The following is a 23,337-nucleotide window of genomic DNA, read 5'->3' as shown; positions in this document are numbered from 1 at the left end:
ATGCGTAAACTTCCTTATAGTCAAGATGCTGAAATAGCACTTTTGGGTACTTTATTAGTTTACCCTGAGTCTGTTGACCGCATTCGAGAATACAATCTCAATGAAGATGATTTTTATAACACCGAACACAAGCGTATCTTCCAAACTATGGTAGATATTCTTGATGCTGGGAACTTTTTAGATTCAACAACACTTATTTCCAAACTACGTGACTATAATGAATTAGAACGTGTTGGTGGAATTGATTTTCTTTTCCACTTAACAGCTAACGCTGCAGCTCCTGCAACTCTAAAACACTACATCGATGTAGTTCAAGAAAAGTCACAGATGCGTCGACTTATTGAAGTTGCGCAACTTGTTGTTGATAAAGGATTTGATTCAAGTACAGAGCTCAACACACTTTTAGATTTTGCAGAGAAGAATGTATTATCCGTTACACAAGCACGACAAACTTCAGATATGTTATCAAGTCGTGAAGTTGTTGAAGAGTTTATGGAAAACTTAGCTCGTATCCAAGAGAATAAAGACAGAATCACTGGACTTCGTACAGGATATGATTCCTTGAACCATATAACTAACGGACTTCAACGTGGTGACTTAATTATCTTAGCGGCGCGTCCATCAGTTGGGAAAACAGCGTTTGCCTTAAACTTAGGATTAAACGTTGCTCGTCATAACTTAAATGGCAAAGCTGGTGTTGCTATCTTCTCACTAGAGATGCCTGCAACGCATTTAATGAGTCGTATGTTATCGGCTCAATCATCAATCAAGAGTGAGTTTTTACGTTCTGGTCAACTCAATAACGACCAATCCAACGACCTCAGTGTTGCGGCTGGAGTTCTTTCGTCAACAAATATCTATATTGACGACAGTTCAACGGTAACTGTACCTGAGATTTTCTCAAAATGTCGAAAGATGAAAGCAGAAGTCGGTCTTGATCTCATTGTTATTGACTATATTCAATTAATTACAGGTCGTGGGAATAGTGATAGTCGACAACAAGAAGTTTCTGAAATTTCTCGTGGTTTGAAACAATTGGCCCGTGAGATGGATGTTCCGGTTATTGCCTTATCACAATTATCTCGTAACGTTGAAAAACGCGAAGTTAAGATTCCGCAATTAAGTGACTTGCGTGAGTCAGGTTCAATTGAGCAAGATGCCGATATTGTTATGTTCTTATACCGTGAAGCGTACTATGATAATAATGATGATGATAATGCAACGCCAATGCCACCACAAGAACGACAAGAAGTCCTTGTAAAAATTAGTAAACACCGTAACGGTGCCCTTGCTGATGTGACTATGCAATTTAACCCTTCGATTACGAAATTCTATGATATTGCTCACGATCGAAGATAAGATTTTAGAGGTGTGTTATGAAGTATACGATTTTAGCTAGTGGTTCCAAAGGAAATGCCAGTATTGTTGAAACTGACAATATACGAATTCTTATTGACTGTGGAACTACTAAACGATATTTAACTCAAAGATTTGAGGAACTCGGACTGCAATTCAATGATATTGATGCAGTCCTTATTACTCATGATCACTCAGACCATACGAGTCAACTTAAACACTTTGTTGGAGCGACGATATATTGCCCATCACCAAATCCCTATACCAATGTTCAAGTTGAACCGTATGAAAGATTCTTTGTGGGTGATGTAGATGTGTTTCCAATCAAAACATCCCATGATGATGAATACTCTGTGGGATATGTGATTACTTGGAATGACACCAAGCTGGTTTATATTACAGATACAGGATATGTCCGTGATCAAGATCTAGTTTACATTGAAGATGCAGATTACTACATTCTTGAAAGTAACCATGATCCGGAGATGTTAATGAAAACTAGCCGTCCCTATTATATTAAACAACGCATTCTTTCTGATGAAGGTCACTTATCTAATGATGATGCAGGACAAGTCTTAGCGAAGATTGTTACCGAAAGAACAAAAGAAGTTGTTCTTGCTCACCTTAGTGAACAGGCTAATACAGAAGTGCTTGCAGTTCAGACTGCAAAGAAATATATTGAATATCAAGAGATTCAAGTGAGAGCTGCCAAACAATTTCAAATAATGGTAGGTGGTAAGCGTGAATAAAACAGAGTTCAAACGTATTTTTATCGGTGCGAGTATATTAGTGGGTATCTGGATGCTTCACTTGAGTTTTCAGTATGGAGAAGCTCAGGACAGAATAGAACGCCAGAATTCAAGTGTTGCAGAAACTCGAGAAATAACCAATTATGAATTTGAGACTCCAGTTACACGTGCATATGAATCTGCGAAAGAAAGTGTTGTAAGTGTCTTAAACTACAAGTCTACCGATGAAAAGAAACATAACTCTTATGGATCGGGTGTTATTTATAGCGCAACTGATGACGGGCTCTATATTGTTACCAATCACCATATCCTTGAACCAGGACTAATTCATAATGTTAGATTCTGGGATGGAAGAGAACTACAGGCAACATTTGTTGGTTCAGACAAGTATAGTAATTTAGCGGTACTTTACGTAGAAGGTGACTTCGAGTATCAAATTATTAAGCATGCGAATAGTGATGAAGTAAAATCCGGAGATTATGTCTTAGCTCTAGGAACTCCACATGACTTAAGTTTTGCGAACTCTGCAAGCTTTGGTGTGGTATCAGGGTCTAATCGTGTAATAGCGGTAGATACAGATGGAGATGGACGTGTCGATTGGAACATGCGCACGCTTCAAAGTGATGCTTCAATAAGTAATGGAAGTAGTGGGGGTCCTCTTGTAGATATGGACGGATCTCTTGTTGCTATTAATACATTAAGAATCAGTAAAGAAGCAGTTGAAGGAATGGGTTTTGCGATACCAATTAATGATATTCATGCTGTAGTAGATACATTAATCAAAGATGGTTCAATTCAGTATCCATCTCTTGGTATTACAGTTCAATCTATTGAAGACTTGAGTCTCTATAACCGTATTCAAAAAGGAATACCTGATTCAATTGAGGAAGGAATCCTAGTAATTGATGTAGAAAATGGTAAGAGTGCTTCAAAAGCAGGTATTCTAAGCGATGATATCATTCTTGGAATAAATTCTGTTTCAACACCAAACTTCAGGCTTTTCCGAGTGGAACTGTTTAAGTCAAAAATTGGTGATACGATTGAAGTAGACTTTTATCGAGAAGGTAGCATTCGTACAATTAAGGTGGTGCTTGAATGATAGAAATCGTTGCGATAGGTAGAATCAAAGAAAAAGCTATGACCAGTCTTATTGACGAGTATCTTAAAAGATTGAAGCCAATTCATCAAGTTGTGATAACAGAGCTCAACAATAGTAACCGTAAAGATACTGAAGTTAGTGGGATTATTGAAGATGAGAGTAAGAAGATTCTTGAAAAGATTGATAGCCGAGACTATGTCGTCCTATTAGATCTTAGAGGGAAGGACTTAAGTTCAGAAGATATGTCTTCAAAAATCATGGGTGAGATTGATGCTTCGAAGAAGATAGTCTTTGTCATTGGTGGGTCCCATGGAGTAAGTGAAGAAGTTAGAAATCGAGCAAACTTTCGATGGAAAATTTCAAATTTAACTTTTCCTCACCAGTTAGTTCGTGTAATGCTTTGTGAACAAGTTTATAGAATGTTTATGATTGCGCGAAACCATCCTTATCACAAGTAATGTAATCACTTGCAAAGTTGCGCCATTTTGTTTGTATTCTTTAACTAAATAAGGTAGAATTAAGAAGAACGTAGGAGGTAATACTAATGAAAGAAGTTACAGTAACAGTTATCGACCCAGTAGGTTTGCACGCACGTCCTGCAACAGTTGCAGTTAATGCAGCAAGCAAATTCAAAAGCGAAATCAAAATTAGCTACAAAGGTAAAGCTGTAAATATGAAATCAATTATGGGTGTTATGTCTCTTGGAATTCCAACACAGTCAGAAATCGTTATTTCAGCTGAAGGTGAAGATCAAGAAGAAGCAATCACAACAATTGAAGAAGTACTAAAAGCACAAAAAGTAATTGCTTAATTTAATAATTACACTAAAATAGAAGATGAGAGTATCTTCTATTTTTTTGTGAGGAGGACACAGTTATGACACTAAAAAATTGGGAACGTATTGCAAAGGACTATCCATGGATTCAAGATGGATTAAATTCAATGAGCGACCATGATAAGCAGGATGCATTTTACAAATCGTTAGAGTTTGGAACTGCAGGAATGCGTGGATTACTGGGGGTAGGTCCAAATAGAATGAACTTATTAACAGTTGCGAAAGCAAACTTAGGTTTTGGTAAGTATCTTGTAGAAGAATTCGAGGGACAAGAACTTAAGATTGCGATTGCGTATGATAACCGTCATATGTCAAAAGAATTCGCAGATATTTCAGCAAGAATTTTATCGACATTTGGGATTCAATCCTATGTGTTTGAGAACTTGAGACCAACACCAGAACTATCATTCGCAGTTCGCGAACTTTCCTGTATTGGTGGTATTGTGATTACAGCAAGCCACAATCCTAAAGAATATAATGGCTACAAAGTATATGACGAAACAGGATGCCAACTTATTGATTCTAAGATCGCTAAGGTTATCGCAAACATCAATGAAAACCCTGATGAGACACTTATTGATCTAAACGTTGGTGATACTTCACTCATTCATACAATTGGTGAAGATATGGATCACAAGTATCTTGAAGCATTAAAAGGGATTCAATTACGCCCTAATGATGAAAAAGACTTAACGATTGTCTTTACTTCACAACATGGTACTTCATACCCACTTGTTCCAAACTTACTCGAGTCATGTGGATACAAAGTAATTGTGGTAGAAGAACAATCGTCATTTGATCCTGACTTCTCAAATACTAAGACTCCTAACCCAGAAGAATTGGAAAGTTATGACTTAGCAATTGAATATGCAATAAAATATAATGCAGATATCGTATTAAGTTGTGATCCAGATGCCGATAGAATGGGTATTGTTGTTAACCATGAAGGATCCTTTGAATACCTAACAGGGAACCAAGGTGGATCAATACTACAAGAATACATCTATAGCTCACGCAATGAACTTAATAAAATGCCTGAAAGACCTATCATGTTTAATACGGTTGTTACTTCAGACTTAGGTGACAAGATTGCGAAAAAATACGGTATTACTGTAGAAAAAACATTAACAGGATTTAAATACATTGGTACTAAGATTCAAGAACACAATACTAAAGGTGATTATGAGTTTGTGTTTGGTTATGAAGAAAGCTATGGATACCTTCTCGCTGATTTTGCACGAGATAAAGATGCGCCTCAAGCATGCTTAATGGTTGCAGAAGCAGCAAACTTCTATAAGAAGGAAAAACGAACACTTGTTGATGTATTGAATGGACTCTATGCAGAACATGGAGCACACGTTGAGAAACAAGTTGCGATTACCCGTGCTGGCGAAACTGGACTTCAAGAAATTCAAAATATCTTAAAGACTTTCCGAGAAGATAGCCCTGCAACACTGGGAGGCATCAATGTATTAATGGTTGATGACTTCTTGACATCGAAACGATCAACAGGCGAAGATTTAGACTTCCCACAATCAAACGTCTTAAAGTTCTATCTTGAAGATGGTTCATGGATTGCAATTCGACCATCAGGAACAGAACCAAAATGTAAGTTCTATTATTGTGTAATTGGCAAGACAACAGAACTTGCTAACGAGAAATTTGAAACACTAAAAAATGACGTAAATAGAATCGCAAAAATCTAAAAAACTGACACTGTCAGTTTTTTTCTTTTTACTGAGAATATTGCCATACTAAGCAATTGAATGTATAGCGATTTTACAGTATGATATTGGTAAGAAAAGGGGTAATTTATGGTATCAATAGAAAAATTAGCAGTAAATACATTACGTACATTATCAGTTGATGCAGTTCAACAAGCAAACTCAGGACATCCTGGTATGCCACTTGGAGCTGCACCTATAGCATATACATTGTGGGCAAATCACATGAATTTTGATGTGAAAGATAGCAAATGGATAAACCGCGATCGCTTTATCTTGTCAGCAGGTCACGCATCAGCGTTATTGTATTCACTACTACATGTCTTTGGATATGATGTAAGTATTGAAGATTTGAAAGATTTCCGTCAATTAAACTCAAAAACAGCAGGTCACCCAGAATTTGGTCATACAGATGGTGTAGAAGCTACAACTGGACCACTTGGTGCAGGTCTTGCTACAGCTGTTGGTATGGCAATGGCACAAGAGCACCTAGCTGCTAAATACAATCGCCCTGGATACGATGTTGTCGACAACTATACATTTGTATTAAGTGGTGACGGATGTATGATGGAAGGAATTACTTCTGAAGCATCATCATTAGCAGGTACTTTAGAATTAGGTCGCTTAATCGTTATTTATGATTCCAACAATATTACAATTGAAGGAAATACTGATCTTGCATTTAAAGAAAATGTTCGTGCGCGATACGAAGCATACGGTTTTGAAACATTCTTAGTAGAAGATGGAAATGACCTTGAAGCAATTAACGCTGCAATTACAGCTGCTAAAGCTAATACTGATAAACCATCCTTTATTGAAGTTAGAACACAAATTGGATTTGGTAGTCCAAAAGAAGGAACATCGGGAGCACACGGTGCACCACTAGGTGTTGAAGGTGTTAAATCACTCAAAGAATTCTTAGAGTACCCAAGTCAAGAACCATTCTTTGTTCCTGAAGAAGTGTATGCTCATTATAAAGAGATTGCTGAAGAAGGTACAAAAACTCATGAAGTGTGGGAAGAAATGTTCTCAGATTACTCAAAAGAATATCCTGAACTAGCGCAACAATGGGAAAAAGACTTTACAGATATTACTGTTGAAGAATTGATAGCAAATAAAGAACTCTTTGAATTTGAAAACAAAGCGATTTCTACACGTGTTGTATCGGGTATGATGTTAAACCGTCTCAAAGATACCTATAAGAATATTTTCGGTGGCTCGGCAGACCTTGCTTCCTCAAATATGACAGCATTGGATGGTGAAACATCATTCAGTTCAGAAAACTATGGTGGACGTAATCTTCACTTTGGTGTTCGTGAACACGCAATGGCAGCTATGGGTAATGGACTAACACTATATGGTGGTCTAAAATCTTACGTTGCAACATTCTTTGTATTCGCTGATTTCTTAAAACCAATGGCACGTTTAAGTTCATTAATGAACGTACCTCTTACTTATGTATTAACTCACGATAGTATTGGAGTTGGGGAAGATGGTCCAACACACGAACCAGTAGAACAACTTACAATGTTACGTTCACAACCAAACTTCTATACATTCAGACCAGCTGATGCAAAAGAAACAGCTTATGGTTGGGTCTTAGCTCTTACTTCAAAAACAACACCTGTAGGACTTATCTTGTCACGTCAAAACTTACCACAGTTGGAAGCAACAGGCGAAGATGCTCTTAAAGGTGGCTATATCGTTTATGGTAAAGAAAACACAGATGTTGCGATTGTTGCGACAGGTTCCGAAGTTTCTATTTCTATCGATGCTGCAAAGGCTTTAGAAGAAGAAGGGATCAAAGCGCGTGTTATTAGTATGCCATGTCTTGAACTCTTTAATGAACAATCAAAAGAATATCAAGAAACTGTACTACCACGTACAATCACAAATCGCGCTGTAGTTGAAGCGGGATCATCCTTATCATGGGGACGTATCTTAGGGTTTGATGGTGTTGCTGTTACACTTGATGGCTTTGGCGCATCAGGTAAAGGCGATGATTTATTCAAATACTTTGGCTTTACAGTAGAAAATATTGTAGAAAAAGTTAAAGCAAACTTAAAATAAATAATAGATGAAAGTCAGGGTTCCCTGACTTTTCTTCTAAAAGGAGTGACTTATGAATATTAGATATATGGAAATACCTGAATTAAATAAGGTGATTGATCTATGGTTGGAAGTGAATACTGAAGTTCATCATAAGATAGATAAAAAATATTGGCTTAAACATAAAGATGAAGTCAAAGAGTCCATGGAAAATAGTAATATCTATATTATGGAACATAATAATGAAATAATTGGCTTCGCTGGTGTTACTGAAGGTTATTATCTTGCTGGAATATTTATTGATAAAAAATACCGTTCTCAAGGATATGGGAAATCGATGATTGATTACCTAAAGTTAAAATATGATGAGCTGATTTTGGATGTCTATGAATTTAATGAAGAAGCAATAAAGTTTTATGAACGTGAAGACTTTGGAATAATCGAAATAAATATAAATGAAGAATTACAGATAAATGAAAAAACAATGGCATGGCCTAAAGAAATTTAGGTCGTGTTTTTTTTCTAAAACGCAGTGTTTAGAGGGATAAAATGGTGTAGATGTGAAGAAAATGAAAATAAAAAATAAAAAGTTGTTAAAAGCGTTGACAGTGAATAGAATGAATGATATTATGTACAAGCGCTAAGGGAACGAGGCGCAAAAAGGTCTTTGAAAACTAAACAGGAAACGTCAATTTCAATAGTAATTTTAGATAGAAATAAACTCGTCAGAGTTAAAGAGAAAGAATCAAATGGAGAGTTTGATCCTGGCTCAGGATGAACGCTGGCGGCGTGCCTAATACATGCAAGTCGAACGAAGAGCGAAGAAGTTTACTTTTTCAATCTTAGTGGCGAACGGGTGAGTAATACATAAGCAACCTGCCTCACTGCCTGGGATAACTGATGGAAACGTCAGCTAATACCGGATAGCTTATCTTAAGACATCTTAAGATAATTAAAGATGGGATACATCACAATGAGATGGGCTTATGGCGCATTAGTTAGTTGGTAAGGTAACGGCTTACCAAGACGATGATGCGTAGCCGACCTGAGAGGGTGACCGGCCACACTGGGACTGAGACACGGCCCAGACTCCTACGGGAGGCAGCAGTAGGGAATTTTCGGCAATGGGGGAAACCCTGACCGAGCAACGCCGCGTGAGTGAAGAAGGCCTTCGGGTTGTAAAGCTCTGTTGTAAGGGAAGAACAAGTGTGAGAGGGAATGCTCATGCTATGACGGTACCTTACCAGAAAGCCACGGCTAACTACGTGCCAGCAGCCGCGGTAATACGTAGGTGGCAAGCGTTATCCGGAATTATTGGGCGTAAAGGGAGCGCAGGCGGTTTATTAAGTTTATGGTGAAAGTTCGGGGCTCAACCCCGTGATGCCATAGAAACTGGTAGACTTGAGTGCAGGAGAGGTTAGTGGAATTCCATGTGTAGCGGTAAAATGCGTAGATATATGGAGGAACACCAGTGGCGAAGGCGGCTAACTGGCCTGTAACTGACGCTGAGGCTCGAAAGCGTGGGGAGCAAATAGGATTAGATACCCTAGTAGTCCACGCCGTAAACGATGGATACTAAGTGTTGGAGAAATTCAGTGCTGTAGTTAACGCAATAAGTATCCCGCCTGGGGAGTATGCGCGCAAGCGTAAAACTCAAAGGAATTGACGGGGGCCCGCACAAGCGGTGGAGTATGTGGTTTAATTCGAAGCAACGCGAAGAACCTTACCAGGTCTTGACATACCACGCAAAAGCATAGAGATATGTAATAGTTATGGTGGATACAGGTGGTGCATGGTTGTCGTCAGCTCGTGTCGTGAGATGTTGGGTTAAGTCCCGCAACGAGCGCAACCCTTGTCTTCAGTTACCAGCATTAAGTTGGGGACTCTGGAGAGACTGCCGGTGATAAACCGGAGGAAGGTGGGGATGACGTCAAATCATCATGCCCCTTATGATCTGGGCTACACACGTACTACAATGGCGTATACAGAGGGCAGCGAAGCAGTGATGTGGAGCGAATCTCAGAAAGTACGTCTCAGTTCGGATTGGAGTCTGCAACTCGACTCCATGAAGTCGGAATCGCTAGTAATCGCGAATCAGAATGTCGCGGTGAATACGTTCTCGGGCCTTGTACACACCGCCCGTCAAACCATGAGAGTTGGTAATACCCGAAGCCGGTGGCCTAACCCGAAAGGGAGGGAGCCGTCGAAGGTAGGACCGATGATTGGGGTTAAGTCGTAACAAGGTATCCCTACCGGAAGGTGGGGATGGATCACCTCCTTTCTAAGGAGTAATACACTTAAGAAAGAAGCGGAATTGACACAAAGTTTCCTGTTTAGTTTTGAGAGGCTTTTTAATAAGAATCTCAGAAGAAATGAATGATCTTTGAAAACTGAATAATAGAGAAGACAATAGATAGAAATAGAGATATAGACATCAGTAGGTCTTTTCGAATAGTTGAAAACTAGATTTACATCAAGTTAAACAAACAGTAACTTAAGCAAAGCGAACACACGTTTATCAACAGCTGATAAACACAAAAACTGATTTTAAACAATCAGGCGCAAAACCATGTGATTAAATATGGAAGGGCGTACGGTGGATGCCTAGGCACTAAGAGTCGAAGAAGGACGCGACTAACAGCGAAATGCCTCGGGGAGTGGTACGTACACAATGATCCGGGGGTATCCGAATGGGGGAACCCAGTACTGGTAATGCAGTATTACACATGTATGAATACATAGTACATGCTGAGACAACCTTGCGAATTGAAACATCTTAGTAGCAAGAGGAAAAGAAAACAACAGTGATTCCCTGAGTAGTGGCGAGCGAAACGGGAAGAGCCCAAACCAACTTTAGAGTTGGGGTAGTAGGACCATGATGTGGGATTAGTCAAAGTTAGTTGAATGGCATTGAAAGGCCAGTCGTAGAAGGTGCAAACCCTGTAAACGAAAACAGCGACTACCCTAATGGAATCCTGAGTACGGCGAGGCACGTGAAACCTTGTCGGAATCAACCGGGACCACCCGGTAAGGCTAAATACTCCTTAGTGACCGATAGTGAACCAGTACCGTGAGGGAAAGGTGAAAAGAACCGCGGAAGCGGAGTGAAATAGAACCTGAAACCGTATGCTTACAAGAAGTCAGAGCCCGTTAAAGGGTGATGGCGTGCCTTTTGTAGAATGAACCGGCGAGTTACTCATAATGTGCGAGGTTAAGTTTTAAAAGACGGAGCCGAAGCGAAAGCGAGTCTTAATAGGGCGAAATAGTACATTGTGGTAGACCCGAAACGAGGTGATCTAGCCATGACCAGGTTGAAGTTTGGGTGAAACCAAATGGAGGACCGAACCGACCATCGTTGAAAAGCTGGCGGATGAGTTGTGGCTAGGGGTGAAATACCAATCGAACCTCGATATAGCTGGTTCTCCCCGAAATAGCTTTAGGGCTAGCGTCATTGGAATGACTTTGGAGGTAGAGCACTGAATGTATGATGGCCCCATCTCGGGGTACTGATTATAATCAAACTCCGAATGCCAAAGTAGAAATAGATGGCAGTCAGACTGTGGGTGATAAGGTCCATAGTCGAAAGGGAAACAGCCCAGATCGCCAGTTAAGGTCCCAAAATACATGCTAAGTGGAAAAGGATGTGGGGATGCACAGACAACTAGGAGGTTGGCTTAGAAGCAGCCACCCTTGAAAGAGTGCGTAACAGCTCACTAGTCGAGTGACCCTGCGCCGAAAATGTACCGGGGCTAAGCATGATACCGAAACTGCGAATTTATAGTAATATAAGTGGTAGGGGAGCGTTCTATACCGCGTTGAAGATGTACCGTAAGGAGCGTTGGAGCGTATAGAAGTGAGAATGCCGGTGTGAGTAGCGAGAGGTCAGTGAGAATCTGACCCACCGATTGCCTAAGGATTCCAGGGGAAGGCTCGTCCTCCCTGGGTAAGTCGGGACCTAAGATGAGGCTGAAAAGCGTAGTCGATGGACAACAGGTTGATATTCCTGTACCCGAATCATAAGTGAAGGAATGACAGAGAAGGCTAGATTGAGCAGGCGAATGGAAGAGCCTGTCTAAGCGAAGGAGCAGTGTGGTAGGCAAATCCGCCACATAATGCAAAGGCGTGATGGGGAGTGAACCCGTGAGGAAGTAACGAAGCAATTGATGCCAGCTCTCGAGAAAAGTTTCTAGCGTTAATTATGATTTGGCCCGTACCAAAACCGACACAGGTAGGCAAGGAGAGAATCCTAAGGTGAGCGAGAGAACTGTTGCCAAGGAACTCGGCAAAATGACCCCGTAACTTCGGGAGAAGGGGTGCTCTTGTAAAAGGGAGCCGCAGTGAAGAGGCCCAAGCGACTGTTTAACTAAAACACAGCTCTCTGCAAAGTCGCAAGACGAAGTATAGGGGGTGACGCCTGCCCGGTGCTGGAAGGTTAAGGGGATGTGTTAGACCTTGAGTCGAAGCATTGAACTGAAGCCCCAGTGAACGGCGGCCGTAACTATAACGGTCCTAAGGTAGCGAAATTCCTTGTCGGGTAAGTTCCGACCCGCACGAAAGGCGTAACGATTTGGGCGCTGTCTCGGCAGCAGACTCGGTGAAATCTTAGTACCGGTAAAGATGCCGGTTACCCGCAACTAGACGGAAAGACCCCATGGAGCTTTACTGTAGCTTGATATTGAACTTTGAATTTACATGTACAGGATAGGTGGGAGACTATGAAGCATGGACGCTAGTCTATGTGGAGTCATCATTGGGATACCACTCTTGTAAGTTTGAAGTTCTAACCGCAACCCGTTATCCGGGTTCGGGAGAGTGTCAGGTGGGCAGTTTGACTGGGGCGGTCGCCTCCTAAAGAGTAACGGAGGCGCCCAAAGGTACCCTCAGATTGGTTGGAAATCAATCGACGAGCGTAAAGGCAGAAGGGTGCTTGACTGCGAGACATACAGGTCGAGCAGGGACGAAAGTCGGGCTTAGTGATCCGGCGGTACCGCGTGGAAGGGCCGTCGCTTAACGGATAAAAGCTACCCTGGGGATAACAGGCTGATCTCGCCCAAGAGTTCACATCGACGGCGAGGTTTGGCACCTCGATGTCGGCTCATCGCATCCTGGAGCTGAATTCGGTTCCAAGGGTTGGGCTGTCCGCCCATTAAAGCGGTACGCGAGCTGGGTTCAGAACGTCGTGAGACAGTTCGGTCCCTATCTGTTGTGGGCGTAGGAAATTTGAGGAGCGCTGCCCCTAGTACGAGAGGACCGGGGTGGACATACCGCTGGTGTACCAGTTGTCCTGCCAAGGGCACGGCTGGGTAGCTAAGTATGGACTGGATAAGCGCTGAAAGCATCTAAGCACGAAGCCAACTCCAAGATGAGATTTCCCATACGTAAGTAGTAAGACCCCTGAGAGACGATCAGGTTGATAGGTCAGAGGTGGAAGCATAGCAATATGTGTAGCTGACTGATACTAATAGGTCGAGGATTTAATCACACACCACAACTATTTGAAAAGAACTAAGAGTCACACTTTATTATTCAGTTTTGAGAGATTATCTCTCAGTAAAAGCAATTGATCTGGTGATAGTTGCGAAGTGGTCACACCTGTTCCCATCCCGAACACAGAAGTTAAGCACTTTAGCGGCGACAATAGCTAGGCACGCTCTAGTGAAGATAGCTCATTGCCAGGTAATTCGGAACACCTTCTCGGTGTTCCTTTTTTTATGCTTTCATGCATGGTATAATGAAATGGTTTCTAACAGTATACTAATCGATACTGTTTAGAAGGAGGAAGTTAAATGGATACAAACCAAATACAATCAACAATCACATTAATCAACGAAAACTTAGTATCAAACGATATGCTACAAGATATTGTTCTAGATACAATGTTAGAAAATATCGGTAATACAAATTCAGAGCTTAGAGATGATACAATTTATTCAGCTTGGGGACAGCTACTATCAAATGGTAGAGTTAACCATAAACAGAAAATGAAAATGTTGCGACATATTATTGATAACAAAACATTATTTATTGGGATTGATCAACCATTTGAAGACACTACATTTGAAAGAGCATTTTCAAGCTTATTGTTAGTTCAACTTCTAAACGACCATTATAAAGAAAAATGGATACCTGCCTACACAGAGAGTCATCTTGTCGATGTAACACTGAATTATATGATGCAAGAAAAAGATAACCGAGGATTTGTAGAAGAGTTTGGATGGGCACACGCTTTTGCTCATGGTGCTGACTTAATGGGAGCAATCGCAAAGTCACCTCTATTTAGTCGAAGAGACTATCAAAGGTTCTTAGAAAGCATAAAACATGCCTTAATTGATGTGGAAAACTTTCATTATGGTGAAGAAGGACGTCTCGCGGAAGCACTTGTACAGTTCATAAAAAGTCAAAATCCATCTGAAGAAGAAATCTCTAATTGGATTACAAGAGTATCTGATGAATTACTTATTCATGGTGTATATAACGTTTGTTGGAAGAATTTTTTAATGTCCTTCTATTTTAGCTTAAATGTTAATGAAATCCTTGTTCCTAAAATATCTAATACTATTGAAGGAATATTGAAGAGATATTATCAAGAATTCAGAGTATTTTAATATATAATTAGTATTAAAAGCAATCCTTTGGGATTGTTTTTAATTGTTTTAACATAGATTGGAAACAAATTTTCAATCTTTCCATGTATAATTGAAAATAGGAGGGATTATCTTATGAAACCCATTTTGGATTTACACATGCATAGTAATAATAGTTTAGATGGTGATTATGATATTGAAACTTTAGTTGATCTTTGCGATAAAGCTGGACTTAAGTACGTAAGTCTTGCGGACCATAATAGTATTGCTGGTGTGCAAGAAATGATGAGAGTTGGCAAAAGCAAAGGTATTACCGTTATCCCAGCGATAGAAATTGATTGTGCCTATAAAGACACCAATCTCCATATTCTTGGATATAATATTGATATCGAAAATCCTCGATTTAATCAATTAGGTGTAGATTTACTAAATCAAGAAAGAGATGGTTCAAAAGAAAGAATCCGACTTGTTGAAGCATTAGGTATTTATGTGAATCACGATAAAATTGAAGAGCTACAAATTGACGGTATCGTTACTGGGGAAATGATTGCTGAGGCAGCTTTTGATGAGCCGGAAAATAAAGGTCTAGAAATACTTAAACCGTTCATGCCAGGAGGTTCGCTTGCTGACAACCCTTATGTAAACTTTTACTGGGCGTATTGTGCTCAAGGTAAACCTGCCTATATTCCAATTGAAATCCCAACACTAGATTCTATTATTTCTCTAATTCACGAGACTGGTGGAACAGCGGTATTCGCACATCCGGGACATAACATTAAAGATGACCCACAACTACTTAATGAAATAATGACAAGTGGTTTAGATGGCATCGAGGCATATAGTAGCTACCATTCAAATGAGCAAATTAAGTTTTATGAAGACTATGCTTTGGAACATAATAAACTGATAACTTGTGGTAGTGATTTCCACGGTAAAATAAAGCCAGCTATTGAACTTGGAAAAATCATCTTCCCTGAAGATTACTTCAATAAAGTTGTGGATAGACTCGTAAAATAAGACTGTTTACTTATAAAAGCGAAACATTTATTTTGGATATACTTATTAAAGTTTGATATATAATTTTAAGAAACAAGCACTAATTCATAGTGACCCTGTCTCTTTTAATTTCCAATCGAAGATGAATGCCTATTTATTTTAGAATAATACTTTTTTCTTAAAGAATGCTTTATAATAAGGAGTAATAGTCAGATTGATGAAAAGAAATTATCTTTGTTAATGAAAATTAAGATAAAAAGTCTGTCTTTTCTTGAAAAGGCCTCAATTAACAGGCAATACCTACATAATCATTGACACTAGGGTAATAAATGAAGTATAATAATCAAGCCTGAAAAGGTGTTTTTGTGTGGGAGAGTGATGCAACCATTCATCTAACCACAACACGGACAATCAAAAATAAAGGAGGAATGTCTTGTGAGTAAAAGAGTTGCTAAAATCGCGAAACTTCAGTTTCCAGCTGGAGGCGCAAAACCAGGACCTGCATTAGCTGGTGTTGGTATTAACATGCCGCAGTTCACAACAGCATTTAATGATGCTACTCGTGATCGTGCTGGTGATATCGTTCCTGTTGTTATTACAGTCTATGATGATAAATCATTTGATTTTGTATTAAAAACAACACCTGCTGCTATCTTGTTAAAACGTGCAGCTGGTATCCAAAGTGGTTCAGCTACACCAAACAAAGCAGTCGTTGGTACAATTACTGAAGCTCAATTGCGTGAAATTGCAGAGTATAAATTACCTGACTTGAATGCAAATGATGTTGAAGGTGCTATGCGTATTGTTGGTGGTACAGCAAGAAACATGGGTATCAAAATTGAAGGAATGGAGGACTAAGCACAATGGCTAAAGTATCAAAAAATAAGAAAAAAGTTAGTGAATTAGTCGATCGTTCAAAAGTTTATTCAATCGATGAAGCACTTAAAGTATTACGTGAAACATCATTTGTTAAATTTGATCCAACTGTAGAAGTTTCATACAACTTAAATGTTGACCCACGTCACGCTGACCAACAAATCCGTGGTGCAATGGTATTGCCACATGGAACAGGTCGTTCACAAAAAGTTCTTGTTGTTACACAAGGTGCTAAAGAACAAGAAGCTAAAGACGCTGGAGCAGACTACGTAGGTGGAAAAGAAATTCTTGAAGAAGTAAAAAATGGTTGGTTTGACTTCGATATTATCGTTGCAACACCAGACATGATGGGTGAATTAGGAAAATTAGGTCGTGTTTTAGGTCCTAAAGGTCTTATGCCAAACCCTAAAACAGGAACAGTTACAACTGACGTAACTAAAGCTGTTGAAGAAATCAAAAAAGGTAAAATTGAATACCGTGTCGACAAAGAATCAAACATCAACACAATCGTTGGTAAATTATCATTCGAAGACAAAGCATTAGTAGAAAACTTCCGTGCTTTACATGACACAATTGTTAAGGCTCGTCCTGCAGCAGTTAAAGGTACATTCATCAAGAACCTTGTTATTTCAACAACAATGGGTCCTGGAATCAAAGTTACATTAGACTAATTAAAAACCGGAATTTTGAAGGACCAATTATTGGGTTCACTTCAATTTCCGGTTTTTCTTTTACCTAGAATAAATAAAATGAGTATCTGTAGAACGATTACTATCAAAAGTGTAATCCAAGACAGATACTTTTTTAAGTTCCTCAAGAGTATCGATTCTATTTTGGATGATTTCTTTTACCATAACGCCTCTAGCAACTTTGGCATAGGTACTCTTAACGATAGCTTTACCATTAACTATTTCTTGAAAACTTACGGTAATAAAAGGAACTTTCAACTGACCAAGATCAACCATTTCTGAATACTCTTGAGATGCGAGGTTAATAATTGGCATTTTCAGTTCATTAAGATATTGAGTAATCGCTGGCTGCCATAAATTATAAAGATTCGTATGGAACTTTGTAAGGAAGTCTAGACGATAAAGACCAATAGAATCGTTAGGCTTCAAGATTCCATACATTGCAGATAGAATTCTCAGATGATCTTCTGCATACTTTAAATCGTCTTCGTTCCAATCATCTCGTTCCATATTCTTAAAGCTAGAACCTTGATACGTAAAAAGTGCGCGATTATTTTCTTCAAATTCACTATTGGTTTTGTAGATGCTATTCGCTAATTTCTCTGAAACTTTATAGTTGACTAGTATCTCCTCAAGAGACCAAGAAGAAATAGTGTTGTGAATATCCATGGATTGTTGGAGAAACACTGGTTCTTGATAAAATAAAGACGCAGAGTGTTTTTGCGTCTTTGTAGGTGAAATTAAACAAATCATGGAATTAATGTAGCATACATTTCTTCGTGGAATCCTAAGAAGATGCCTTTATCGCTAACCATGACAGGGCGACGAATTAAACGTCCTGTTGTTGCTAATAAATCTAAAGCCTCATCATCTGTCATTGTTGGCAACTTATCTTTTAGTTTCATTTCACGGTAAACAATACCTGAAGTGTTGAAGAAACGTTTGATTGGATAGCCGCTTTCACCAAACCATTTTTGTAGTTCCTCACGCGTTGGATTATCTGTCATAATATCACGATACTCTACATCAATGTTATGTTCTTCAAGATATTTAATTGCACGTTTACATGTTGAACATTTAGGGTAATAAATAAATAGTGGTTTCATAAAAAAAGTCCTCCTAGGGACTATTCTATCATATTTTTGATAATCGGTCTCGAATAAACGAAGCGATACTAAAGTCTACAAGACTATGTACAAAGCCTCCAACACCGACTAAACCAAGAACTACGATTAGGTAACTCTGTGATGCTTTTGATGGATCTGAGATAAAGAATGGAGTGACCACAATCATCTCAGCAATGACATGGATGAGAGAAATCCAAACTGAGAATAATATAAGTTGTTTTGGATTATCTTTCATTTCTGGATGCTTGCGAATATATAGTGCACCAATTGTAGCGAATACAATGTGTGATAATGCACGAGCAGCAATTTCTGGAGTTGAAGTCATCAAGAACCCGAATGCTGTTCCCAAAGAAACTAAAATAGCTATAAGTGGAGATATAAACATTGCGATAAATACAGGTACATGTGCCGCTAGCGTGTATGATGCAGGTGGCAAGAAAAGTTTTATTGGCATAACCATAGGAATAACGATACCAATTGCAATCAGGATGGCACTAATGGCTAAATCTTTTGTTTTCATAATAGGAAACCTCCGAAGGTGTCTTGACACCTGTACCTTATTGTAAAGAAAAAACAACTAGGTGTCAAGACACCTAGTTGTCATAAAGGAAATTATGTTCCGAGAGAAGTTTCGTAATTCTTTGGTAGTGATCGTCATCATCACAGACAATAGTATGTAGATGAATACCATCTGTTAATGTTGAAAGTAAATATCCCTCTTTACTTGTAAAGTTATCAACATCTTGCTTGGTTTTAATATTTAAGTTTCCAACTAACTCTCCATAGATTGGATGCTCTACCATAACATTAACTACTTGAACACCATTATTAATTAGGAGTTGTAACTCTTCCTCAGTCCGGTCTGGAGCATGATTGACTGCAATGATGTAAGTATTCTTCTCAGTCTCGTCCAGGACATAACCACGTGGTGTTGCCATAATCTTATATCCTTCTGCCCGAAGTAAGGCAATATCACCTACAATTATTTGTCGTGACACCTTATATCTCTTTGCAAGACTTGTTGCGCTTATTGCTTCTTCAGATTTGCTTAATAAGTTAAATATATAAGTTCTTCTACGTTTCCCATTCATTGTCGCCACCTCTGTTTATATCATACAATATATTTAGCAGTGAATGATGGGAAACTTAGTGAAATGTGACAGTTACGGCTATTTGACTAGGAAAACTATAAATGATACTGTATTATTATTAACAGTACAGTGAAGGTGATTATCTTGAGAATATTATTATATCAAAAAGGCGAAAAAGCACTTAGCAAATCAGGAATCGGACGTGCAATGAAGCACCAAATCCGTGCACTTACAGAAGCTGGTGTAGACTTTACTACAAACGAAAAAGATTACTACGATATTGTACATATTAATACCGTAGATTTCGGTGCGCGTTCAATGGCGAATAAAGCTCGACGTGAAGGTAAAAAAGTAGTATACCATGCTCACTCAACAGAAGAAGATTTTAGAAACTCATTTATATTTTCCAATCAATTGTCACCACTATTTAAAAAACATATAATTTCTAGTTACGAATTGGGTGATTACATTCTCACTCCAACTCCATATTCAAAACGTATTCTTGAAGGTTATGGAATCACAAAGCCTATATTTGATGTGTCAAATGGTATTGATTTAAACAAGTTCCAACCTGACAGTCGTAAGATTAAAGCATTCAGAGAATTTTTTAATTTGAGTGATACTCAGAAAGTTGTTATTTCTGTAGGTCTATATTTTGAAAGAAAAGGACTTCCTGATTTTATGGAAGTCGCAAAAGAGTTACCAGAGGTTACATTTATTTGGTTTGGTCACACACCTCTTGCAAGTGTAACGTCTAAAGTTAGAGATGCAATTAAAAACAAACCAGATAACGTAATTCTACCTGGGTATATTAAGGGAGATGTCATTGAGGGGCTTATGCTTCTGCAGACGTTTTCTTCTTCCCTTCATATGAAGAAACCGAAGGTATTGTTGTGCTTGAAGCACTGGCCTCAAAATGCCAAGTTATTGTCCGTGATATCGGCGTCTATGATCCATGGCTCGTAGATAAAGAAAATTCATACAAAGGAACGAGCAATAATGACTTTATTTCTCTAATTAGAGGTATAATAAATGGAGAGATACCAAACACAATTGAAAAAGGATACGAAGTTGCAGAATCTCGCAGCATCCTTAATATTGGAAATAAATTGAAAGGTATCTACGAAAAATTAATGAGAGGTGAAGATTTATGAAATTAGAAGCATATGAGTCACTAGAAAGTCTAGAATCAATCTTAGGAATTAAGAAAGACTTAAATAGAGCTGCATTCAAAGACATGGCAGTAATATTGGAACATTATGATGTTGACTTAGATATTAAGAACGCTAAACAACATCCAGAAATTGAGAAACAATTTGAAACACTTCCTCATTTTGTGGTAGATGGTAAAGTAATGCTTTCAGGACGTTATCCAAGTGTGGAAGAAGTTTCTGCATGGTTTGATTTGGATCCTATTATTTTCGGTTCAATTAAAGTTGAAAGTAATATTTTTAGGGCTGCCAATGATGGTCGTATTGGGGCTTGTTGTGGTGTTGGAACTGACGTGTTCTTAGATCCTTATGAGGATGATAATGAATAAGAAGTTAGGGAACCTTTTGGTGAGTGTGTTCATGATGTTTATTCTCGTTGCCTGTGCAAAAGAAACTCCAAATACACCATCAGAACCAGAACCAGAAAAACAAGAAGAAGTTGTGCCTAATTATGATACAACCACTTTTTCTTTAAAGGGTAAGGAATATCACTTACCTGTTAAATATGAGGAACTCGCTCAAGATGGTTGGGAAGCAAACTCAAACATTGATCAAAAGATTGGTAGCAATAAAAAAATCAGTCAGATTTTCTTACGTAATGGTTCAATGATTATTGAAGTTACCTTCTACAATGGTTCAGATACAGAACTAGATATGAAGGATGCATCCATTGCTGAAGTAGCTGCAGAAAACAGAACATTTAAAGGTGATGTTGCTGCGGACTTAGTAATTCATGGAGAGTTTGACTTTAATACAACACCAGAGCAATTTGAAGCTAAATTGGGAGCCTTTGAGAAGACTGGCAATGAAGTCTTCGATATTTACACATTCAATCACACAGCGAAAGCAAAGACGGTTATCGAGTACTATAAAGATGGTCGCGATGGATCTGTAAGTCGTTGGATACGGATTTCTAATTTTACAAACAAGAGATAGTACTTAAAGTATTATCTTTTTTATTTGACAAATTTTACTGATGGTTTACAATAGTATTAGCACTTGAAGTTATAGACTGCTAGGGAAGGAAGATAGTATGGCAAGAAAAAAACAATTTAAAGCAGAGTCACAACGACTCTTAGATTTAATGATTAACTCAATCTATACAAATAAAGAAATATTCTTAAGAGAGCTCATATCGAATGCAAGTGATGCTACCGATAAACTCTATTTCAAATCACTTCAAGATACAAGCGTTGAGTTGAATCAGGATGATTTAGTTATTACGTTGACAATAAACAAAGATGAACGTCAACTAATTATAGAAGACAAAGGGATTGGTATGAATGATAAGGAACTTGAATCATTCTTAGGAACAATCGCAAACAGTGATTCCCATGCATTCAAAAAGGCACTTGATGAGGAAGAAGATGTTGATATCATTGGTCAGTTTGGTGTGGGCTTCTATTCCGCATTTATGGTTAGTTCAATGGTTAAGGTCATCTCTAAAGCATATGGTGATGACAAAGCCTATGCCTTTGAATCCAATGGTTTAGATGGTTATACCGTAAGTGAAACTGAACGTGATTCTCACGGTACAACAATCATACTCACAATCAAAGAAAATACCGATGACGACAATTATGATGAGTATCTTGAAAGCTTTACAATCAAGAGTTTAGTACGTCAATATTCAGACTATATTCGTTATCCAATTATGATGGAAGAAGATGGAGAACTTAAGAAATTAAACTCTCAAGTTCCTATTTGGAAACGTTCAAAAAATGATGTTACTGAAGAAGAATTAAATCAATTCTATAAAGATAAGTTCCATGATTTTGAAGATCCATTCAAAACAATTCAAATGAAGGTAGAAGGTAATCCATCTTTTGATGCTCTTCTATATATTCCAAATCGTGTACCAATGAATTTCTACTCACAGCAATTTGAACCTGGATTACAGTTGTACAGTCGTGGTGTATTTATTATGGATCATAATAAATCACTGATACCTGAACACTTCCGATTTGTGAGAGGACTTGTGGATTCTCCTGACTTATCACTCAATATATCTCGTGAGATTCTCCAACATGATCGCCAATTAAATGCGATTTCAAAAAGAATTGAACGTAAGATTCGTTCAGAGTTAGAACTCATGATGCGCAACGAACGTGAGCGTTATGAATCATTCTGGGATAACTTTGGTCGTCCTATTAAGTACGGTCTCTATGCTCAGTTTGGTGCAAATAAAGAAGACTTACAAGACTTACTTCTCTTTAAGTCAACTCATGAAGATAAATATACGAGTCTTAAAGAATATATCGAACGAATGAAGGAAGGCCAAGATGTCATATACTATGCATCAGGTGAAAGTATTGGAAAAATTAAGGCTCTTCCACAAACAGAATATGTGGTTTCTAAAGGTTTCGAAGTATTCTATTTAGATGATGAAATTGATGAATTCGTAATTCAAATTCTTCAATCTTATGACGATAAAATGTTTAAGTCCATCAGTCAAGGTGAGCTAGATATTGATGATGAAGAAACAAAAGAAGAACTACAAAAGAAAACTGAAGAATCTAAAGACTTGATGAACGAATTAAAGGATGCTCTGAAAGACAAGGTTGATGATGTGCGATTATCAACTCGTTTACTCAATCATCCTGTCGGCTTGGTAAGTGAAGAAGGTTTATCATTTGAAATGGAAAAGGTCCTAAATCAAATGGAAGACAAGCCACAAGAGTTTAAAGCGAAACGTATTCTTGAAATTAACCCAGAGCATGATCTACTTAAAGCTCTTGAGACAGTTTATGAGAATGATAAATCACGTATTGAGGACTTAGCAGCGATTCTTTATGACCAAGCAAGCCTTATTGAAGGTTTAGCTATCGAGGATCCTGTAGCATTCTCAAGACGTTTAGCACAACTAATGATTGATGCATCGAAGAAAGCTTAGATTTAAGCTTTTTTCTTTCTTAGACTGTATCTTATTTCACATAAACAAGTTTAATATG

At 38.4% G+C, this 23,337-nt stretch carries 21 protein-coding genes and 3 rRNA genes; 20 read left to right on the top strand and 4 right to left on the bottom strand.

Translation table 11 applies throughout. From position 1 onward, the window contains the following. The 15 genes from dnaB (at position 1) to rplA (ending at position 16,939) form a co-directional block, all read left to right on the top strand. Positions 1 to 1,359: a replicative DNA helicase gene (gene dnaB / locus G7059_RS00730; RefSeq protein WP_166080168.1), complete on the top strand. Its 1,359-nt coding sequence runs from the start codon at positions 1 to 3 to the stop codon at positions 1,357 to 1,359. Positions 1,360 to 1,376: 17 nt separating this feature from the next. Next, a complete protein-coding gene (locus tag G7059_RS00725) occupies positions 1,377 to 2,105 on the top strand; it encodes an MBL fold metallo-hydrolase (RefSeq protein ID WP_166080167.1) in 729 nt (242 codons plus the stop codon). Then, positions 2,098 to 3,204: a S1C family serine protease gene (locus tag G7059_RS00720; RefSeq protein WP_166080166.1), complete on the top strand. Its 1,107-nt coding sequence runs from the start codon at positions 2,098 to 2,100 to the stop codon at positions 3,202 to 3,204. The genes G7059_RS00725 and G7059_RS00720 overlap by 8 nt, the downstream gene beginning before the upstream one ends. Then, the gene (locus tag G7059_RS00715) at positions 3,201 to 3,662 is read left to right on the top strand and encodes a 23S rRNA (pseudouridine(1915)-N(3))-methyltransferase RlmH (RefSeq protein WP_166080165.1); all 462 of its coding nucleotides are present in this window, start codon (positions 3,201 to 3,203) and stop codon (positions 3,660 to 3,662) included. The genes G7059_RS00720 and G7059_RS00715 overlap by 4 nt, the downstream gene beginning before the upstream one ends. Positions 3,663 to 3,748: 86 nt before the next feature. Beyond that, positions 3,749 to 4,015, top strand: a complete 267-nt coding sequence (locus G7059_RS00710; protein WP_166080164.1) for a phosphocarrier protein HPr — start codon at positions 3,749 to 3,751, stop codon at positions 4,013 to 4,015. A gap of 65 nt (positions 4,016 to 4,080) precedes the next feature. Next, a complete protein-coding gene (locus tag G7059_RS00705; protein ID WP_166080163.1) occupies positions 4,081 to 5,745 on the top strand; it encodes a phospho-sugar mutase in 1,665 nt (554 codons plus the stop codon). Positions 5,746 to 5,853: 108 nt separating this feature from the next. Beyond that, positions 5,854 to 7,833 (top strand): transketolase, encoded by a 1,980-nt coding sequence (tkt, locus tag G7059_RS00700; RefSeq protein WP_166080162.1) that lies wholly within the window; start codon positions 5,854 to 5,856, stop codon positions 7,831 to 7,833. Positions 7,834 to 7,885: 52 nt separating this feature from the next. After that, the gene (locus G7059_RS00695; RefSeq protein ID WP_166080161.1) at positions 7,886 to 8,320 is read left to right on the top strand and encodes a GNAT family N-acetyltransferase; all 435 of its coding nucleotides are present in this window, start codon (positions 7,886 to 7,888) and stop codon (positions 8,318 to 8,320) included. A 238-nt stretch (positions 8,321 to 8,558) separates the two neighbouring features. Then, a 16S ribosomal RNA gene (locus G7059_RS00690) occupies positions 8,559 to 10,093 on the top strand. Between the two features lie 292 nt (positions 10,094 to 10,385). Further along, positions 10,386 to 13,294 (top strand): 23S ribosomal RNA (locus G7059_RS00685). A gap of 82 nt (positions 13,295 to 13,376) precedes the next feature. Continuing rightward, positions 13,377 to 13,490: ribosomal RNA gene (rrf, locus tag G7059_RS00680) — 5S ribosomal RNA — on the top strand. Together the 16S, 23S and 5S rRNA genes form the textbook arrangement of a ribosomal RNA operon. Positions 13,491 to 13,598: 108 nt before the next feature. After that, entirely contained in the window at positions 13,599 to 14,417 is an 819-nt protein-coding gene (locus G7059_RS00675) for a DUF2785 domain-containing protein (RefSeq protein WP_166080160.1), read from the top strand. A 114-nt stretch (positions 14,418 to 14,531) separates the two neighbouring features. After that, positions 14,532 to 15,413: a PHP domain-containing protein gene (locus tag G7059_RS00670; RefSeq protein ID WP_166080158.1), complete on the top strand. Its 882-nt coding sequence runs from the start codon at positions 14,532 to 14,534 to the stop codon at positions 15,411 to 15,413. Between the two features lie 414 nt (positions 15,414 to 15,827). Continuing rightward, positions 15,828 to 16,250: a 50S ribosomal protein L11 gene (rplK, locus tag G7059_RS00665; RefSeq protein WP_166080157.1), complete on the top strand. Its 423-nt coding sequence runs from the start codon at positions 15,828 to 15,830 to the stop codon at positions 16,248 to 16,250. A 5-nt stretch (positions 16,251 to 16,255) separates the two neighbouring features. After that, positions 16,256 to 16,939: a 50S ribosomal protein L1 gene (rplA, locus tag G7059_RS00660; protein ID WP_166080156.1), complete on the top strand. Its 684-nt coding sequence runs from the start codon at positions 16,256 to 16,258 to the stop codon at positions 16,937 to 16,939. A 60-nt stretch (positions 16,940 to 16,999) separates the two neighbouring features. Here the strand turns inward: rplA and G7059_RS00655 are convergent, their stop codons facing one another. The 4 genes from G7059_RS00655 to G7059_RS00640 all read right to left on the bottom strand — a co-directional run bounded on the left by G7059_RS00655 (position 17,000) and on the right by G7059_RS00640 (position 19,175). Beyond that, positions 17,000 to 17,710 (bottom strand): YaaA family protein, encoded by a 711-nt coding sequence (locus G7059_RS00655; RefSeq protein ID WP_166080155.1) that lies wholly within the window; start codon positions 17,708 to 17,710, stop codon positions 17,000 to 17,002. After that, on the bottom strand, positions 17,707 to 18,063 hold the full coding sequence (locus G7059_RS00650; RefSeq protein ID WP_166080153.1) for an arsenate reductase family protein: 357 nt from the start codon (positions 18,061 to 18,063) through the stop codon (positions 17,707 to 17,709). The genes G7059_RS00655 and G7059_RS00650 overlap by 4 nt, the downstream gene beginning before the upstream one ends. A gap of 28 nt (positions 18,064 to 18,091) precedes the next feature. After that, entirely contained in the window at positions 18,092 to 18,604 is a 513-nt protein-coding gene (locus tag G7059_RS00645; protein WP_166080152.1) for an ECF transporter S component, read from the bottom strand. Positions 18,605 to 18,677: 73 nt separating this feature from the next. Next, positions 18,678 to 19,175 (bottom strand): transcription repressor NadR, encoded by a 498-nt coding sequence (locus G7059_RS00640; protein WP_166080151.1) that lies wholly within the window; start codon positions 19,173 to 19,175, stop codon positions 18,678 to 18,680. A 144-nt stretch (positions 19,176 to 19,319) separates the two neighbouring features. Between G7059_RS00640 and G7059_RS00635 the strand changes: the two genes are divergently transcribed. From G7059_RS00635 to htpG, 5 genes are all read left to right on the top strand, one after another. Further along, positions 19,320 to 20,141, top strand: coding sequence for a glycosyltransferase (locus G7059_RS00635; protein WP_305038672.1), 822 nt, complete (start codon positions 19,320 to 19,322; stop codon positions 20,139 to 20,141). Beyond that, positions 20,063 to 20,329: a hypothetical protein gene (locus tag G7059_RS10610; protein ID WP_370519187.1), complete on the top strand. Its 267-nt coding sequence runs from the start codon at positions 20,063 to 20,065 to the stop codon at positions 20,327 to 20,329. Before G7059_RS00635 ends, G7059_RS10610 begins: the two co-directional genes overlap by 79 nt. Further along, the gene (locus G7059_RS00630; RefSeq protein WP_166080150.1) at positions 20,326 to 20,715 is read left to right on the top strand and encodes a thioredoxin family protein; all 390 of its coding nucleotides are present in this window, start codon (positions 20,326 to 20,328) and stop codon (positions 20,713 to 20,715) included. Before G7059_RS10610 ends, G7059_RS00630 begins: the two co-directional genes overlap by 4 nt. Further along, positions 20,708 to 21,322, top strand: a complete 615-nt coding sequence (locus tag G7059_RS00625) for a hypothetical protein (RefSeq protein ID WP_166080149.1) — start codon at positions 20,708 to 20,710, stop codon at positions 21,320 to 21,322. The genes G7059_RS00630 and G7059_RS00625 overlap by 8 nt, the downstream gene beginning before the upstream one ends. 97 nt (positions 21,323 to 21,419) lie before the next feature. Continuing rightward, positions 21,420 to 23,279 carry a molecular chaperone HtpG gene (gene htpG, locus G7059_RS00620; RefSeq protein WP_166080148.1) on the top strand — a complete coding sequence of 620 codons (1,860 nt, stop codon included), beginning with the start codon at positions 21,420 to 21,422 and terminating at the stop codon, positions 23,277 to 23,279. Positions 23,280 to 23,337 lie beyond the last annotated feature (58 nt).

Source organism: Erysipelothrix sp. HDW6A (assembly GCF_011400295.1).
Lineage (GTDB): Bacteria > Bacillota_I > Bacilli_A > Erysipelotrichales > Erysipelotrichaceae > Erysipelothrix.
The sequence above is the reverse complement of the archived record's forward strand: the minus strand, read 5'-3'. Positions and strand labels throughout refer to the sequence as shown.